We start from the raw sequence: 16016 nt of genomic DNA, 5'->3' as shown, positions 1-16016 counted from the left end.
TAGCTCCCGGCCTGTCGAGCGGCGCCCACCCCGCTGGTCGACCGCGCGGACGGACTACGCTTGGACCATGAAGAAGTGGACCCCCCTGCACGAGGCGCCCGAGCCCCTGGAGGGCAACGTCGTCGCCACGATCACCGGTGGCACGATCGTGTGGTTCGTCCTCTTCCTCGCCCAGCTCCCCTTCTACAACTGGTTCGACGACCACGACCACCTGTGGTGGCTGTGGACCTGCCTGGCCGGCGCCGGGCTCGGCCTGATCGGCATCTGGTACGTGCGCAAGCGCGACGAGGCCATCCGACGCCACGCGGCCGAGGCCGAAGCCGCTGCCACTACGCCGGCGCGCGACGCGGCGGCCGGCGGGGCGGGCGCGGACGACGCGGCGGCCGGCGGTACGCCGGGGGACGCCGAGGCCACCGCCGTGGCGCGGCCCTCGGGTGAGGCCGGCGCCACGGCGTAGCGGCACGCCGGCTGGCGCGGGTCGGCGGTCGAGCGGCGGGGGCACGCGGGGCGGGGTGGCCAGCGGTGCCGGGACGCCGTGGAGCGCGGGTGGGGGCGACGCAACAGCGGCCCCGGAGGTTGCCGGCGGAGTTGAGAGAACTCCCACGCCGCTTTGGTGCGTATTCAAGGGGTGGCCGTTGTCTTCCCCCCGTACCTTCGTGTCATGACGTATCGGGCTGAGACCGCAGTCGACGAACCTGACCCGGACGGCGGCGCGGCCTCCGCACTCACCGACGCGGCAGCACGTCGGCCCGGCCACCCCGGGCTGAGCACGGCCGAGGCGGCGGAGCGGGTGAGCCGGGGCGAGGTCAACGACGTCCCCGTGCGCTCCTCGCGCTCCACGCCGGACATCATCCGCGCCAACGTCTTCACGCGCTTCAACGCCATCATCGGCATCCTCTTCGCCATCATGCTGGTCGTGGCGCCGATCCAGGACGCGCTGTTCGGCTTCGTGATCGTCGCCAACACCGCGATCGGCATCATCCAGGAGCTGCGCGCCAAGAAGACGCTGGACAGTCTGGCCGTCATCGGCGAGGCCAAGCCGACCGTGCGGCGCGACGGGGTCGCCGCCGAGATCCCGGTCGGCGAGATCGTCCTCGGCGACCTGGTGGAGCTGGGGCCCGGCGACAAGTGCGTGGTCGACGGCGAGGTCGTGGAGGCCGACGGCCTGGAGATCGACGAGTCGCTGCTGACCGGCGAGGCCGACCCGGTGCTCAAGCGGCCGGGCGACCAGGTGATGTCCGGGTCCTTCGTGGTGGCCGGTGGCGGCGCGTTCACGGCCACCAAGGTCGGCCGGGAGGCGTACGCGGCGCAGCTCGCCGAGGAGGCGTCGCGGTTCACGCTGGTCCACTCCGAACTGCGCAGCGGCATCAGCCAGATCCTCAAGTACGTGACCTGGATGATGGTTCCCACCGCGATCGGCCTGGTCATCAGCCAGAGCGTGGTGGAGAACAACGACTGGCGCGAGGCCGTGCGCCGGATGGTCGGCGGGATCGTGCCGATGGTGCCCGAGGGCCTGGTGCTGCTGACCTCGGTCGCCTTCGCGATCGGCGTCATCCGGCTGGGCCGCAAGCAGTGCCTGGTGCAGGAGCTGCCCGCGATCGAGGGCCTGGCCCGGGTGGACGTGGTGTGCCTGGACAAGACCGGCACCCTCACCGAGGGCGGCATGGACGTCACCGAGGTGCGGCTGCTGGGCGCGGGCGAACCGGCCGGCGGGGGCGAGGGCGCCGCGCCGGACGAGGCTTACGTGGGGCAGGTGCTCGGCGCGCTCGGCGCCTCAGACCCACGGCCCAACGCCAGCCTCCAGGCGATCATCGACGCGTACCCGGAGCCGGCCGACTGGGAGTGCACGGCCGCGCTGCCCTTCTCCTCCGCCCGCAAGTACAGCGGCGCGGCCCTGACCGAGCCGCCCGGGCAGGCCAGCGGCTGGTTGCTTGGCGCCCCGGACGTGCTGCTGCCGGCCGGCGACCCGGTGCTCGGCGAGATCGAGGACCTGAACACGCAGGGCCTGCGGGTGCTGCTGCTGGCCCGTACGGACCGCGAGCTGGACGACGAGCGGGTGGCCGAGGGCGTGCGCCCGGTCGCGCTGGTCGTCCTCGAACAGCGGCTGCGCCCGGACGCGGCGGACACGCTGCGGTACTTCGCGGAGCAGAACGTCGCGGCCAAGGTCATCTCGGGCGACAACGCCGTCTCGGTCGGCGCCGTGGCCGGCAAGCTCGGGCTGCCGGGCGCCGAGCACACGGTGGACGCCCGCCAGTTGCCCGCCGACCGCGAGGCGATGGCCACCGCGCTTGAGGACGGCGCGGTCTTCGGGCGGGTCACCCCGCAGCAGAAGCGGGACATGGTGGGCGCGCTCCAGTCGCGCGGTCACACCGTGGCGATGACCGGTGACGGCGTCAACGACGTGCTGGCGCTCAAGGACGCGGACATCGGCGTCTCGATGGGCTCCGGCTCCGAGGCCACCCGCGCCGTCGCCCAGATCGTGCTGCTCAACAACAGCTTCTCGACGCTGCCCTCGGTGGTCGCCGAGGGCCGGCGGGTGATCGGCAACATCGAGCGGGTCGCCAACCTGTTCCTGGTCAAGACCGTGTACTCGGTGCTGCTGGCGCTGCTCGTGGTCTGCTCGCAGGTCTCGTACCCGTTCCTGCCCCGGCACCTGACGCTGCTGTCCACGCTGACGATCGGCGTACCGGCGTTCTTCCTGGCGCTGGCCCCCAACAAGGAGCGGGCGCGGCCGAACTTCGTGCGCCGGGTGATGCGGTACGCGATCCCCGCGGGCGTCATCGCGGCCGTCGCCACCTTCGCCACGTACCTGATCGCCCGGAGCCACTACACGGGCGAGGGCGCGCGGGACGCGGAGACCAGCGCGGCGACGCTGACGCTGTTCCTGATCTCGATGTGGGTGCTGGCGATCATCGCGCGGCCGTACACCTGGTGGCGGATCGGGCTCGTGCTGACGATGGCGCTCGGCTTCGTGATCGTGATCGTCACACCGTGGTTGCAGGACTTCTTCGCGCTCAAGCTGGTCGGCACGTCGATGCCGTGGGCGGCGGTGGGCATCGCGGTGGCCGCCTCGCTCCTGCTTGAGGTGGCCTGGCGCTGGGTGGGCCGGCGCTTCCCGGCCTAGCGCGAGCCAGCGCGCCCGGGCGCTCGGGCGCCGACGACGGCGGACGTGGAACGCGAGCGGGCCCGCGCCAGATGGTGGCGCGGGCCCGACCCGTTTCCGGCGACGCGCGCCGGGTGCCGCTGCCTCACGACAGCGTCACGTCACATCACTTCACGTCGACGAAGTCCACACCGGAGGCGACGGCCGCGTGGGTGCTGTAGCCGGCGAAGTTCCAGCGCCAGTCACCGTCCACCGACGCCTTGACCGTGGTCTTGTAGTCGCCGTTCTTGTTGCCCTTGACGGTCTTGACCGTCGAGAAGGTCTTGGCGCCCTTCTTGCGGAACTCCAGCTTGGCCGACTGGTTGCCGTGGTTGACCCACTTGTTGTCGCCGAAGACGTCCCAGTGAGCGCGGGTCAGCTTGCCCGTGACCGTGAGCGTCTTGCCCTTCTTGACGGGCTCGGGCGAGGCGTTGACCGTCAGCTTCCCCTCCCGCTGGAGCCGGAAGGAGCCGGCCTTGTCCGAGGTGAAGAAGTCGTCGTCCTTGGCGTCCACCCAGGCGTCCACGTACCAGGTGCCGGCCAGCGCGTTGGTGTACAGGTCCACGCGCGGGTCGATCTTGAAGGTCGCGGTGCAGGTGCTGACCTTCTTGTTGGTGGCGGCGACGCACTTGACGGCCTTGGTCGGCTGGAAGAAGCCGGACGACGGGCCCAGAATGTCGATCTTGGCACCCTGGATGCCCGAGTTGTCCTGCGCCGTGACAGCGACCGTGAAGGTCTTGGCGCCACTCGTGCCGACGACGACGTTCTTGCCGCCGTTGACGACCACCTTGGTGATCTTGGTGTCGCCGTAGCCGTCCGCGTGTGCCGCCGTGGCGGTCAGACCACTCAGCACGGTGGCGCTGGTGACGGCGAGCACGGCCAGAGATGCGCTCTTGCGCATAAATCCCCCCATACGATGAAAAGGGCTCCATCCCCTCTGATGAGATGACGGAGTCCGACGGGAGCGACTGTACGTATTTCACCCGTCATTCACAACTGTTTCCGGAGCCCCACGAGTTGGGCCACGTCACATACGCCCCGTCAGGCCCGCCAGACCCGTCAGTCCAGCCCGTCAGCCCAGCCCCATCGGCCGCGCCGGCCCCGGAGCATCACGCCGTCCACCGGCGGCCGGCGTCAGGCGACGGCCGTCCCCTCGAGCTCGACCAACTGGCCGGGCACAGCCAGTCGCACCACCCCCAGCATGGTGGTGGTCGGCGCCACCTTGGCCGCGGCCAGCCGGGCCGCCAGCACGCCGTAGTGCTGGAAGAGCAGGTCGACGTCGGTCGTGTGGACGTTGAGCCGCACGAGGTGGGCGAGCGTCATGTCGGCCTCGCCGAGCACGGCCTCCAGGTTGTCCACGCTCAGCGCCAACTGCGCCGCCATGTCCCCCTCGTGCTGGGGCTTCCCCTCCCTGCTCATCGCGGTCTGGCCCGAGACGTACAGGGTCCGGGTGTGCCCGGAGACGAGCTCGCCCTGGTTGAACCCCAGCTCCTTCGACCACGTCACCGGGTTGATCGCCGTTCGCTCCACTGCCATGTCAGCTCCGTTCGTTGATGGTGGGTGGGTCCGCGCGCCCGTCGGCTCGGCAGCCGCCGTTCCGACCTGGTGGTGTCCTGGCGTCGCGGGAAGAGCCTCGCGGCATATCACGACACCCTCTGTCACGTATCGGCTTACAGTGCTGCGCATGCGTGCTGACCGGCTGGTCTCTCTCGTCCTCCTGCTGCGCCAGCGCGGTCGGCTGACCGCGGACACGCTCGCCCGCGAGCTTGAGGTGTCCACCCGTACCGTGCTGCGCGACATCGAGGCGCTGTCCGCCGCCGGCGTGCCGGTCTACGCCGAGCGCGGCCGGCACGGCGGGTTCGCGCTGCTGCCCGGCTTCCGGACCGAGCTGACCGGGCTCAACCACGACGAGGCGCTGGCCCTGCTGACCGCCGGATCGGCCCGTGGGGAGCGGGCGTTCGGCCTCGGCGCGGCGCTCGCCTCGGCCATGCGGAAGGTGGTCGACGCGCTGCCCGCCGACCACCGGGCGGGCGCGAGCGACGCCGCCCGGCGGCTGCTCGTCGACCCGGAGACCGACCTGCTCGCCCGGCGGTCGGCCACCGACCAGGTGCCCGCCGCCGCGCTGGCCGAGGTCCGGCGCGCGGTGCTGGCCGGGCGCAAGCTGCGCATCCACTACGCGGCCACGGACCAGCCGCCCCGGTGGCGCACGGTGGACCCGATCGGCCTGGTCACCGTGCGCGACCGGGGCTACCTGCTGGCCACCCGGGCCGGCGCCGACCGTACGTACCGGCTCTCCCGGATCGCGGCGGCCGAGGAGCTCGCCGAACCGGCGGAGCGGCCGGAGACGGTCGACCTGGACCGGATCTGGCGGGAGCGCTCCGCGCGGTTCCGCTTCGACGGCGAGCACCACGTCACCGCGCTGATACGGGTGCGCCCCGCGCGGCGGGAGGAGTTGGTGCACACCGCGCTGGCCGTGCGCGCCCTGGAGCCCGACGCGGACGGCTGGGCGCGCCTTGAGGTCACCTTCCAGGACGCGCGGCACGCCGAGTGGGCGCTGTGGGAGCTGGGCGCGGACGGGGAGGCCGTCGGCCCCCGGTCGTTGCGCGCCTCGCTACACCGGCGCGCCGCCGCGCTCGCCAGCCGCTACGACGACGCCCCCTGAGCAGCCCGCCGACCTCCCGCTCCCGCCCCTGCCCCCGCCCGTCAGGCGGTGCCCGGCGCGCCGTCGAACCAGCGGGAGCGGGCCAACTCCTCGGTGCGGGTCGGGTCTTCGATGAGGGCGGCGACCTCGAAGCGGCGCTCCCACTGGCCGGCGGCCCAGCACAGGCCAGCCGCCACGCCCTCGACCGTGGCCGCGTGCAGCGTGCCGTCCACGTACCGCCAGTCCAGCTCCACCTGGCGCGCGCCCGAGCCGTCCGCGGCCCGCAGCTCGACCAGCAACTCCTCGTGCTCCACGTAGGACAGCGGGGCGCCCGGCAGCAGTTCGCGGACCGCGTCGGCGACCTCGTGCGGCTCGCCGTGCGAGAGCACCGGGGCCGGGTACGCCTCGCTCAGCCGGCGCACCTGGAGCAGTTCGGCCAGCTCGGCGGCGCGGGCCGGCGGGACCGGCAGCAGGGGTCGCGCCTCGGCCATGGCGAGCACCATCAGGTCCGGCGCGTCGGCGACCAGCGCGTCCGCCGCGTCCACCACCTCCACGGCGTACTCGTCCGCGTACTCCTCCGCGTCCTCGTCCCCGTCCTCGCCGTGCCCGTACGTCACCGCGCGCAGTTCATCCGGGAGGGTGACCTCCTCCGGGGCGAGCTGGGCCAGCGCCCCGTACAGGCCGCGGAGTTGGGCCGGGCCGACCTCGCTGTCCTCGTCGGCGAGCCGGGCCAGCAGTTCGGCGGCTCCGCCCGGCTCGTCGAGCAGGGCCCGCACCGTGGTGCGCACCCCGAGCGCGCGCAGCACCTGGGTGTCGACGTCGGCGGTGTCGGCCGCCTCGTACAGGCCCGCGAGCAGCGGGTCGCCGCCGGCGGCCCGCAGCCCGGCCGGGCGCCGGCCGTCGAGCACCGGGTGGCCGCGCAGCCACCACGCCGTGTACGGGCGCACCGTCTCGGTGGTGCCGCCGGGCAGCAGCACCCGCACCGGGGTGGTGAGCGCGTCGCGCAGCGGCGGCTGGGAGAGCATGGCCAGCGCGAGCGGCCATGCGTCGTCGTCCACCAGGTCCAGGTCGCGCACGGCCACGATCTCGGTGGCCACCGGGGGTACCGGCGTGGGCTCCAGGCCGTCGAGCAGGTCCTCGCACCACACGTCCACGGCGTCGAGCACGCCCACGTCGTCGGGCTCGGGGTAGTCGCCGTCCCGTGGTTCCAGCTCGTCCGGGTCGAGCACCACGTCGGTGGCGCGCACCAGCGTGAAGCCGGCGAGCACGCCCACGGCCGCGAGCGTCTCCTCGCCCCACCGCTCGACCAACTCCGGGTCACAGGTGGCCAGTTCGCCCGGCCGGATGACGCGTTCGAAGTCGCTGCCGGGCACCACCAGGTCGCCGGCGAGCGCCGGTTCGCCGTCCTCGTCGGGCAGCGCGAGGGCGGCCAGCCACGGCTCGTCACCGGGGGCCAGCCGGGCGTCGCGCACCAGCGCGAGCACCGTGTCGGCCAGCGCCTCGCCGTCCAGCGGGCCGCCCGGCGCGTCCTCGTCCAGGAAGGGGTCGAAGTCGTCGTCGGCCGCGTCCAGCGAACCGGCGACCGCGGCCCGCACCTGCGGCGTGGTCAGCACGGCGCGCGGCGTGGCCGGGGTGGCGCCCAGCTTCTCCAGGAGCGGGTGGACGGCGTCGGGGTGGGCGACCTTGAGGCCGAGCCTGGCCAGCGTGCGGTGCTGCCGCGCGGCGGCGCTCTCGGCATCGGTATTCGTGTCGGCGTCCGGTGCGGGGCCCTGGTCGGCGCCGTCGGGCAGCGGCAGCAGCACCTGGCGGGGGCCGATCGTCGTACGGACCGCGCCGCTCGCCTCGCCCCGCCAGCCGGCCCCGCCGCCCAGCGGCGCGCCGGCCAGCGGCACCGGCAGGCCGCTGAGCAGCTCCGGGTCGGTGCCGGTCAGCGCGTCGTAGAGCCGCCGCCACCAGGCGGGCCGGCGCTCGGCGCCCGCGAGGCGCTCGATCATCTCGCCGAGCCGCACCCGACCCACGTCGAGCGCGCGCAGCTCGGCCCGCCGCTCAAGGCCGGCCGGCAGCAGGTGCGGGAAGAGTTCGGCGAGCACCCGCACGGTCTCGGCGCCGGCCCCCTCCAGCACCTCCGCCTCCACCGGCCGCAGCACGCCCGGCGCGTCGGCGACGGCTGGTTCGGCGTACGGGTCGGCGGGGTCGGGCGCGGTCACGGCCTCGGCGTCCGCCCCGGCGCCCTCGGCCGGCCCGTACGCGGTGGCCGCGCTCGGCAGGAACGCGACCCGGGGCAGCCGGTCGAGGACCAGGCGGCGCAGCGTGCCGTCCAACTCGCCCTTGCCGAGCGGCTCGGGCACCAGGTCGAGCGTGCCGACCGTCACCGGGTGCCAGTCGCCGAGCAACGTGGCGTACGCGTCGGCGGCGCGGGCCAGCAGGAAGTCGGTGAGCGGCCCGGGCGCGACCCGGCGGCGGGTGGGCTCCAGCGGGAAGGAGGCGATGAGCAGCGCGGGCAGCCCAAGCGGTTCGTCGGTGGGGGTCGGCGCGTGCACGACCGGCGCGGCGCCGCCACGCGCGGCCCGCCCGGCGCCCTGGCCGCCGCCGTCCCCGGGGACCACCCCGAGGTCGGGCAGGGCGGGCCCGCCGCCGACGCGCACCGGCGCGCCCTCGGCGTCCACCGGCACCGCCCAGGTCACCGACCACACGGGGCGCAGCCGCTCCTCGACCGGGCGGTCGGCGAGCAGGTCGGGGGTGAGCGGGCCGCCGTCGCGGGCGACGCGCCAGCGAGTGGCGCCGCTCTCGTGCGCGCTGTCCTCGATGACCACGTACGGGCCGTCCTGGCGGCGGCGCAGCGTGCGGACGCCCTCCGGGGTCTCCACGACGACCTCGGCGAGGCCGGGGAGGGTGAGCAGCAGCGACGCGTCGACCGCGTCGAGCAGGCGGCGGGCCAGGTCCTCGGCGGCGCCGTCGCGCAGCGGCAGCACCACGACCGTGTCGTAGCCGTCGGGCGCGCTGCCCTCGGCGGGCAGCGGCAGCCGCAGCAGCGGCACGTGGCCCTCGCGCCGGCGCAGCTCGTCCGCCAGGCCCGGGCTCTCCTCGGCCGCCCGCTGGGCCAGCTCGCGTGCCTCGGCCAGCGACCAGCGGACACCGCCCGTACGGCTCACGATGGCGGGCTCGTCGCTGACCGCGAGGACCGCGGCGAAGCCGACGCCGAACCGGCCGACGGCCAACCCGGCCTCCGGGCCGCCGGCGTCGCCGGTCGGGGCTTCGTCGCGCTTGGCGGAGGCGCGGAGCGTGGACAGCGACTCGGCGCCGGCGGCGTCGAGCGGGACACCGTTGTTGGCGGCGGCCAGCACCGCCTGGCCCGTGCCGTCGCCGTCCGCGCGCGCCCCGGCCGTCTGGTCGGGCTGACCGCTCTCGTGCAGGGTCAGCCGCAGCCGCCCGGGCACCTTGGCGCGGGCCGCGGCGTCGGCGGCGTTCTGGGCGAGTTCGATGATGAGGCGGTCGCGGTAGCCGCCGAGCGCGAGGTCCTCCTCGGCGTTGGCGTCCTCGCGGAAGCGGGCGGGCGAGGCGGCCCACGCGTCCAGGACGCCGCGCCGCAGCCGCCCGGTACCGAACGGGTCCGCGTCCCCCGTCGCGCCGCGCACCATCGCCGTGCTGCTGCTCACCTGTCGTCTCCCCTGTGCCGGTCCGTCGGCCCTCCGCACGCGCGGTGCGTACGGCATGCCGGCGGTGAACGTCTGCGGTGAACGTACCGCCATCCCGCCGCACTCCCCGACTCCCCCCGTCCGCCGGGCGAACCCCGCAGGTGGCGACGGAGTGGCGACGGGCAACGGCGGCCTGGCTGGGGAGGGGCGGCCCAGGCCGGGGGAAGGCCCGGCGCGGGGGCGTGGTCCGACGCCTGGGCCGGGCCCGGCGCACGCCGGGGCCTGGGCCGGGGCCGGCGCGCGCCTGGGGTCGCCGCCGCGGGGCGGGGCGGCTCAGGCGTGCGCGGGCACGGTTTTGTGGTGGGGCGGAGGGGTCAGGAGTGACCCGTCAGGAGTGGCCGAGTTCCTCGGCCGGGCCGTCGGGCTCCACGGAGCCGCCCGTACGGTCGGGGCGCAGGGTCAGCGGGTCGACCACCGTCTCGTCGATGACGGGCGGGGCCGGGCGCGGCGGCTTGGGCATGACGGCGGCCTCGGAGTGGCCACCACAGCCGTAGCTGAGGGAGACCACGCGGCCGTCGGCGGGGCTGAACTCGTTAGCGCACACCCCGAACGCCTGCCGCAGCGATCCCGTCAGCGGCACCAGGAACCCGCAGGTCATGCAGGAGGCCGGGGCCGCCTGCGCCATCGGGGTCTTCGCCCCGTACGCCTCGTCCCAGCGGTCGGCCGCCACGTGCAGCCCGTACCGCGAGAGCACCCGGGCGCGCCCGAGGCCCAGCTCCTGGGCCACGCCCGCGATCGTGCCGACCACGGGCAGCTCGGAGCCGTCGGCGGCGGTGGCCGGGGCGCCGGCCACGGGCGCCGGCTGGGTGGCCGGGGAGCCGGGCGTGACGTCGGCGTCCTCGGTGTCCGCGAGCTGGGCCAGCTCGCCGGAGAGCGGAGCGCGCCGCCCCGCACCGTCGGGGCCGTCGGCGACCGCGCGCACGGGCGAGCCCTCGTCCGCCAGGACGGAGTTGGGCGGCGGGGCGTCCTCGCCGGTGAAGCCCGGCTCCAGGCGCAGGTCGTCCGCCTCGGTGGGGAGCAGGTCGCCGGGGCCCATGTCGCCCGGGCGCAGTCGCTCGCTCCAGGGCACCCACTCCGGCGCCAGCAGCGCCTCGGGGCCGGGCAGCAGCACCGTCTCGTCGAGCGTGACGACCTTGGCGCGGGAGGCGCGGGCGACGGTCACCGCCCAGCGCCAGCCCCGGTAACCGGGTTCCGCGCACTCGAAGAAGTGGGTGACCACACGGTCCCCGTCGGCCGCGAGGGCGACGTGTTCGCCGACGGGGCCCGGGAACGCCGCCTCCTCGGCCGCCGCACGGGCAAGATCGACCGCCTCGGCGCACAAGCGGTCCGGGGTACGGCTTCGCATCGCAGCACTCACAAGAATCGATTCTCTCCTACGCCGTCTCACGAGCGCGCCGGCCAAGCAGCCGGGACAGCGGACGGAGCGGACCTGTGGACCGCGTCGACGTCCGCGCCCGAACGGCCTCGGACGCGCCGGTTACGTCCCATTCTGCGGGATGCTGACCCGGTGCGTGGCCAAGAACGACCGCCAGTGGCGCGTAAGGCACGCTACCTTGTCGGACCGCGCCATCCCCACCCCGCCTCGTCCCCACGGGGTGCGCGCGCCGCCCCGGGACCCCGCCGGCCGCCCCCGCGCGCCGCCCCGACGCCCGGCGCGAGGTGGCCCAACCGATGTCACGTACCCGGTCACCCGGCCGCCATCCGGCCGCCGACGAAGATCGCGGAACTCGCCCGCGACGGGGCCCGGGAGGTGGGGGTGCGGCGACACGGATGTGAGGGAAACACGGCGGAGAAGCGGCGGAAAGTCGCGTACGGCGTCCTCATGGGGTAGACGATGTCGTGGTGAGAGGCACGAGGTTCGCCGCGGGCGGTGCGATCGGAAGGTCGCGACGCTCGTTCGGCCAGACGCTACGGCGCCCGTTCGCGAGCACGGCTCGCGGCGTGCGGCGGGCGACCCATGCGCACGGCGCGGGCGAGTCCGGCCTCGGGAAGCTGATCGAGCTGCACGCGGTGAACTCCGCGGGCGACATGATGATCACCGTCGCGCTCGCCTCGACCGTGTTCTTCTCCGTACCGACCGACGAGGCGCGCGGCCGGGTCGCCCTCTACCTCGCCATCACGCTGGCGCCGTTCGCGCTCCTGGCCCCCGTGATCGGCCCGCTGCTCGACCGCGTGCCGCACGGCCGGCGCGCGGCGATGGCCAGCGCGATGCTGACCCGCGCGCTGCTCGCGCTGACGATGGCCGACGTGGTCAGCGGCGGGGGGCTTGAGCTGTACCCGGCGGCGCTGGGCGTCCTAGTGGCCTCCAAGGCGTACGGCGTGGTGCGCTCGGCGGTCGTGCCCCGGCTGCTGCCGCCACGCTTCTCGCTGGTCAAGGCGAACTCGCGGGTGACGCTCGGCGGGCTGCTCGCCACCGGTCTCGCGGCGCCCATCGGCGCGGGGCTGCACCAGCTCGGGCCGGCGTGGCCGCTCTACGGGGCGTGCGCGGTCTTCACGATGGGCACGATCCTGTGCTTCACGCTGCCGCACAAGGTGGACTCGGCCAAGGGCGAGGCGCGGGCCCACGTCATCGCGCACCCCCCGCACCTGCGCTCCCACGACCACGGTCACGGCCACGACCACGGTCCAGCCCACGCCTCGCACCGCGCTGCCGACGCCGACCCCGATACCGGTTCCGATACCAGTCCTGACACCGACCCCGAGACCGACACTGACACCGAGGCCGGTTCCGCCACCGAGACGGCGGGCGCGGGCGCGACCCAGACCGGGGCCGGGGCCGGGCCGGCGGTCGCGGCCGCCGCGAGCACGACGTCGGGTGCGAGCGCGACGACGGGCGCGAGCACGAGCACGACGGGCACGAGCACGGCCACCGCCGACGGTGGCGCCACCGCCGAGCAGGGCCCGCCCGACGCCCGGGAGGCCGGGGCGCGAGAGGACGCGGCGCAGGTGACGGCCGGGGCGCAGGTGACGGCCGAGGCACGGGAGGCCGGGGCCCATGAGACGGCCGGGGCGCACGAGGTCGTGCCGTATGCCGGCGACGCGGCGTACCCGGGCTGGGACGAGGAGCCGATCAAGCGACCCGGGCTGCGCAACGTGGGCTCGTCGGTGCTGCACGCGTGGCCGGCCAACGCCACCATGCGTACGCTCTCCGGCTTCCTGACCCTCTTCCTCGCCTTCATGCTGCGCGAGCACCCGTTGAGCGGGCTCAGCCCCGAACTGTCGCTGGGCATCGTGGCCGTCTCGGCGGGTGCGGGCAACGCGCTCGGCACCGCGATCGGGGCCGGGCTGCGCGCCCGTGGCCCGGAGCTGATCATCGTGGCCGTGCTGACCACCTCGCTGGCCACGGCCATCACCGCGGCCGTCCTCTACAGCCAGGTGGCCGTCGCCGCCCTGGCCGCCGTCGCGGGCCTCTCGCAGGCGCTGGGCAAGCTGTCGCTGGACGCCCTGATCCAGCGCGACGTGCCGGAGAACGTCCGTACCTCCGCGTTCGCCCGCTCCGAGACCGCGCTCCAGATGTCCTGGGTGGTCGGCGGCGCGATCGGTATCGCGCTGCCGCTCAACGGCGTCCTCGGCATGTCGACGGCCGTCTGCTTCCTCGCCCTCGGCTGGCTCGGCACCGTGCGTGGGCTGCTCGCTTCGGCCAGGCGCGGCACGCCGCACCCGCGCGTGGCTTGATCCGCGCGGCCCGATAGCCTGCCAGCATGACCACTGCCACGCGGCGGAGCCGCACTTCGATGTCGTCCTGGCGCAAGGGCCGCCGCGTCGCCGCCGCCGTTGGTGCCGTGTCCATCGGGCTGATCACCCTGGCCGCCTGTGACAAGCCGACCCCCCTCGCGACCGTGACCGTCGGCACCAGCTCGGTGAACTCCGAGGCCACCGAGGGCTGCTACGGCGACGGCAAGGTGCTGAACGAGAAGAAGACCAAGGACTGCCTCTCCAAGAAGGGCGGCAAGACGATCAAGGTCGCCCCCGGCGAGAAGGTGCGCATCGGCGTGGACCCGGAGATCGGTGAGTCCGGCTGGGTGATGGTTTCGAGCAACCCGCTCATGAAGGAACCGAGCAAGGACAACTACCGCAGCTTCGACGGTGACACCCTCTTCGAGCAGAAGGACCCGCAGACGGGTCAGACGATGGGCATGCGTGACAAGGTCACCATCGCCATCGTGGAGCTGAAGGGCAACGACGGCCCGAAGGCCATGTGGCACTTCAACCTGGAGCGCGAGGACTAGGCAGCCCCGTCGGGCGCCGCCCGCCCCACGGGCCGAGCCGCCCCACGGGCCAGCCGTCCCCGCCCGCCCGGGCCGGTGACCGTCCCCGCGACGCCCACCGGCCCGGGCGCCGGACGCACCACCCGCACCACCCTCGTACCGCCCGATCCGCCCCGCACCACCCGATCCACCTGCACCACCTCAGCCACACACACCGCACTGCACCGAGTGCCGGCCCAGCTCGCCGGCGGGCCGCACCGCCGCCCGCCGCGCGGGCGCGCGGGGCGCACGGAGCGCGGTGCACGACGAAGGGGCGTGAGTCCATGCGCGCGCTGATCGTTACCGCGGTCCCGGCCGAACGCGACGCGGTGGTGCGGGGCATCCGGGATGCCGGCGCCTTCGAGGGGGTGGAGCGCGCCCTGCCCGGCGCCCCGGGGTACGCGCGACACCGGCTGGCGCTGCCGGTCACCGGGGCCAGCGACGCCCTGACGCTGGACGCGCTGGACGCCGACGTGCTGGCGGCCGGCGTCGGGCCGGCCGCGTCGGCCGCCGCCACCGGCAGCGCCCTGGCCACCGCGACGGCCGACGGCCTCCCGTACGACCTGGTCATCTCCGCCGGCATCGGCGGCGGCTTCGGCGTGGCCCCGGCCGTACCGCCGACCGGCACGGGGTCGGTCGGCGGTACGGCCGGTACGGAATCGGCCGGCACGGGTCAGGCGGCGGCCCGGCCGGCCGGGCTGGCGCTCGCGGCCGTGGTGGTGGCCGACGCGATCGTCGCCGCCGACCTGGGGGCCGAGACGCCCGACGGCTTCGCCGCCGTCACCGACCTCGGCTTCGGCACCATCCGGCACCTGCCGCCCGCGCACCTGGTGCGGGCGGCGGCCGAGGCCACCGGGGGCGTGCGCGGGAGCGTGCTCACCGTGTCGACGGTCACCGGCAGCGCCGAACGCGCCGCCGAGCTGATGGCCCGCCACCCGGGGGCCGTGGCCGAGGCGATGGAGGGTTTCGGCGTGGCGGAGGCGGCCACCGCGTACGGGGTGCCGGTGCTGGAGATCCGTACCGTCTCCAACGCGGTGGGCCCGCGTGACCGGGCCGCCTGGCGGATCGACGCCGCGCTGGCCGCCCTCACCGGCGCATTCGAGGCGCTCGCGCGGGCGCTGCCGCGGGCCATGGCGGAAAACAGCGCGCCGACCGCCCCGGCGGGAACAGTCCGGGGCGCGGCGGCGCTGCACGAGGCGGCCTCCGACACGGCGGCCGGCGGCGGGCCGACCTGAGACCCAGGCCGGCCCCGTACCCGCGAAGACGCCCCGCTCCCCCGCCGAAGGAGCCACCGCAGACTACCCCCCGCGCGAGGAGGACCCCGTGATGACCGAAAGCGCCGAACTCTCCGACCCGGCACCCGGCGCCGGCGGAAGCGACGACCGCCCGCTGCGCATCGCCTATTCGCCGTGTCCGAACGACACGTTCGTCTTCGACGCCTGGGCCCACGGCCGCGTCCCGGGGGCGCCCGCGCTCGACGTGACCTTCGCCGACATCGACGTCACCAACGGCATGGCCGAGCGCGGCGAGTTGGACGTGCTGAAGGTGTCGTACGCCGTGCTGCCCTGGGTCCTCGACGAGTACGCGCTGCTGCCCTGCGGCGGGGCGCTCGGCCGGGGCTGCGGGCCGCTGGTGCTCACCTCGGGCCCGGCGGACGCCGCCGACCTGGCGGGCCGCACGGTCGCGGTGCCCAGCGAGCGGTCGACGGCGTACCTGCTGTTCCGGCTGTGGGCCGCGACCGAGGTGCCGGGCGGCGTCGGCGAGGTGAAGGTGCTGCCCTTCCACGAGATCATGCCGGCCGTGCGGGCCGGCACGGTGGACGCGGGCCTGGTCATCCACGAGGCGCGCTTCACCTACCAGGACCACGGGCTGCATTGCCTGGCCGACATGGGCGAGCACTGGGAGGCGACCACCGGGCTGCCCATCCCGCTCGGCGCGATCATCGCCCGGCGCGCGCTGGGCGCTGAGCGGCTGCGCGAGCTGGCGGACGCGGCGCGCGCCTCGGTGCGCATGGCCTGGGACGACCCGCTGGCCTCGCGCCCGTACGTCCTTGAGCACGCGCAGGAGATGGACCCGGCCGTGGCCGACCAGCACATCGGCCTGTACGTCAACGAGTTCACGGCCGACCTCGGCGAGGACGGCTACGCCGCCGTGCGCGGCCTGCTCACCCGCGCCGCGGCCGAGGGCCTGGTACCCGCCCTGCCCCCGGGCGCGCTCGACTTCGTCTGAGCGCTCGGCTCGCGGCCGGGTCCTCGGCTCTGGCCGCGCACCCCGCTCGCGGCCGAGCCGCG

The 16016-nt window shown here is 75.1% G+C and carries 11 protein-coding genes; 7 read left to right on the top strand and 4 right to left on the bottom strand.

What is annotated here, in order from left to right:
• The first annotated feature begins 67 nt into the window (after nucleotides 1–67).
• Nucleotides 68–457 (top strand): DUF2530 domain-containing protein, encoded by a 390-nt coding sequence (locus tag OYE22_RS19740; protein WP_277321644.1) that lies wholly within the window; start codon nucleotides 68–70, stop codon nucleotides 455–457.
• A gap of 204 nt (nucleotides 458–661) precedes the next feature.
• Entirely contained in the window at nucleotides 662–3124 is a 2463-nt protein-coding gene (locus OYE22_RS19735; RefSeq protein ID WP_277321643.1) for a cation-translocating P-type ATPase, read from the top strand.
• A 145-nt stretch (nucleotides 3125–3269) separates the two neighbouring features.
• Here OYE22_RS19735 and OYE22_RS19730 read toward each other — a convergent pair whose 3' ends face one another.
• Together OYE22_RS19730 and OYE22_RS19725 are read right to left on the bottom strand one after the other, a co-directional pair.
• Entirely contained in the window at nucleotides 3270–4043 is a 774-nt protein-coding gene (locus tag OYE22_RS19730; RefSeq protein ID WP_277321642.1) for a calcium-binding protein, read from the bottom strand.
• A gap of 233 nt (nucleotides 4044–4276) precedes the next feature.
• Nucleotides 4277–4678 (bottom strand): RidA family protein, encoded by a 402-nt coding sequence (locus OYE22_RS19725; protein WP_277321641.1) that lies wholly within the window; start codon nucleotides 4676–4678, stop codon nucleotides 4277–4279.
• 148 nt (nucleotides 4679–4826) lie between these two features.
• Here OYE22_RS19725 and OYE22_RS19720 point away from each other — a divergent pair, with 148 nt between their 5' ends.
• Entirely contained in the window at nucleotides 4827–5804 is a 978-nt protein-coding gene (locus OYE22_RS19720) for a WYL domain-containing protein (protein WP_277321640.1), read from the top strand.
• A 41-nt stretch (nucleotides 5805–5845) separates the two neighbouring features.
• On the opposite strand, the gene OYE22_RS19715 is transcribed toward OYE22_RS19720, so the two are convergent.
• Together OYE22_RS19715 and OYE22_RS19710 are read right to left on the bottom strand one after the other, a co-directional pair.
• Nucleotides 5846–9421 (bottom strand): molecular chaperone Hsp90, encoded by a 3576-nt coding sequence (locus OYE22_RS19715; RefSeq protein WP_277324218.1) that lies wholly within the window; start codon nucleotides 9419–9421, stop codon nucleotides 5846–5848.
• Between the two features lie 385 nt (nucleotides 9422–9806).
• Nucleotides 9807–10823, bottom strand: a complete 1017-nt coding sequence (locus OYE22_RS19710) for a DUF3027 domain-containing protein (protein WP_277321639.1) — start codon at nucleotides 10821–10823, stop codon at nucleotides 9807–9809.
• Between the two features lie 596 nt (nucleotides 10824–11419).
• Here OYE22_RS19710 and OYE22_RS19705 point away from each other — a divergent pair.
• The 4 genes from OYE22_RS19705 (at nucleotide 11420) to OYE22_RS19690 (ending at nucleotide 15954) form a co-directional block, all read left to right on the top strand.
• Complete coding sequence (locus OYE22_RS19705; protein WP_277321638.1) at nucleotides 11420–13153, top strand: MFS transporter; 1734 nt, start codon at nucleotides 11420–11422, stop codon at nucleotides 13151–13153.
• A gap of 26 nt (nucleotides 13154–13179) precedes the next feature.
• Nucleotides 13180–13707 carry a hypothetical protein gene (locus OYE22_RS19700; protein WP_277321637.1) on the top strand — a complete coding sequence of 176 codons (528 nt, stop codon included), beginning with the start codon at nucleotides 13180–13182 and terminating at the stop codon, nucleotides 13705–13707.
• Between the two features lie 302 nt (nucleotides 13708–14009).
• Nucleotides 14010–14960 (top strand): futalosine hydrolase, encoded by a 951-nt coding sequence (gene mqnB / locus OYE22_RS19695; protein ID WP_277321636.1) that lies wholly within the window; start codon nucleotides 14010–14012, stop codon nucleotides 14958–14960.
• 91 nt (nucleotides 14961–15051) lie between these two features.
• Nucleotides 15052–15954: a 1,4-dihydroxy-6-naphthoate synthase gene (locus OYE22_RS19690; protein WP_277321635.1), complete on the top strand. Its 903-nt coding sequence runs from the start codon at nucleotides 15052–15054 to the stop codon at nucleotides 15952–15954.
• Nucleotides 15955–16016 lie beyond the last annotated feature (62 nt).

The sequence above is a fragment of the Streptomyces sp. 71268 genome (assembly GCF_029392895.1).
In the GTDB taxonomy this organism is placed as follows: domain Bacteria; phylum Actinomycetota; class Actinomycetes; order Streptomycetales; family Streptomycetaceae; genus Streptomyces.
This window is presented reverse-complemented; position numbering and strand designations above follow the sequence as displayed.

Coding starts and splice junctions, on each gene's coding strand:
- OYE22_RS19735 (WP_277321643.1), top strand. CDS start 662: ATGACGTATCGGGCTGAGACCGCAGTCGACGAACCTGACCCGGACGGC.
- OYE22_RS19730 (WP_277321642.1), bottom strand. CDS start 4,043: ATGCGCAAGAGCGCATCTCTGGCCGTGCTCGCCGTCACCAGCGCCACC.
- OYE22_RS19690 (WP_277321635.1), top strand. CDS start 15,052: ATGACCGAAAGCGCCGAACTCTCCGACCCGGCACCCGGCGCCGGCGGA.
- mqnB (WP_277321636.1), top strand. CDS start 14,010: ATGCGCGCGCTGATCGTTACCGCGGTCCCGGCCGAACGCGACGCGGTG.
- OYE22_RS19740 (WP_277321644.1), top strand. CDS start 68: ATGAAGAAGTGGACCCCCCTGCACGAGGCGCCCGAGCCCCTGGAGGGC.
- OYE22_RS19725 (WP_277321641.1), bottom strand. CDS start 4,678: ATGGCAGTGGAGCGAACGGCGATCAACCCGGTGACGTGGTCGAAGGAG.
- OYE22_RS19700 (WP_277321637.1), top strand. CDS start 13,180: ATGACCACTGCCACGCGGCGGAGCCGCACTTCGATGTCGTCCTGGCGC.
- OYE22_RS19720 (WP_277321640.1), top strand. CDS start 4,827: ATGCGTGCTGACCGGCTGGTCTCTCTCGTCCTCCTGCTGCGCCAGCGC.
- OYE22_RS19715 (WP_277324218.1), bottom strand. CDS start 9,421: ATGGTGCGCGGCGCGACGGGGGACGCGGACCCGTTCGGTACCGGGCGG.
- OYE22_RS19710 (WP_277321639.1), bottom strand. CDS start 10,823: ATGCGAAGCCGTACCCCGGACCGCTTGTGCGCCGAGGCGGTCGATCTT.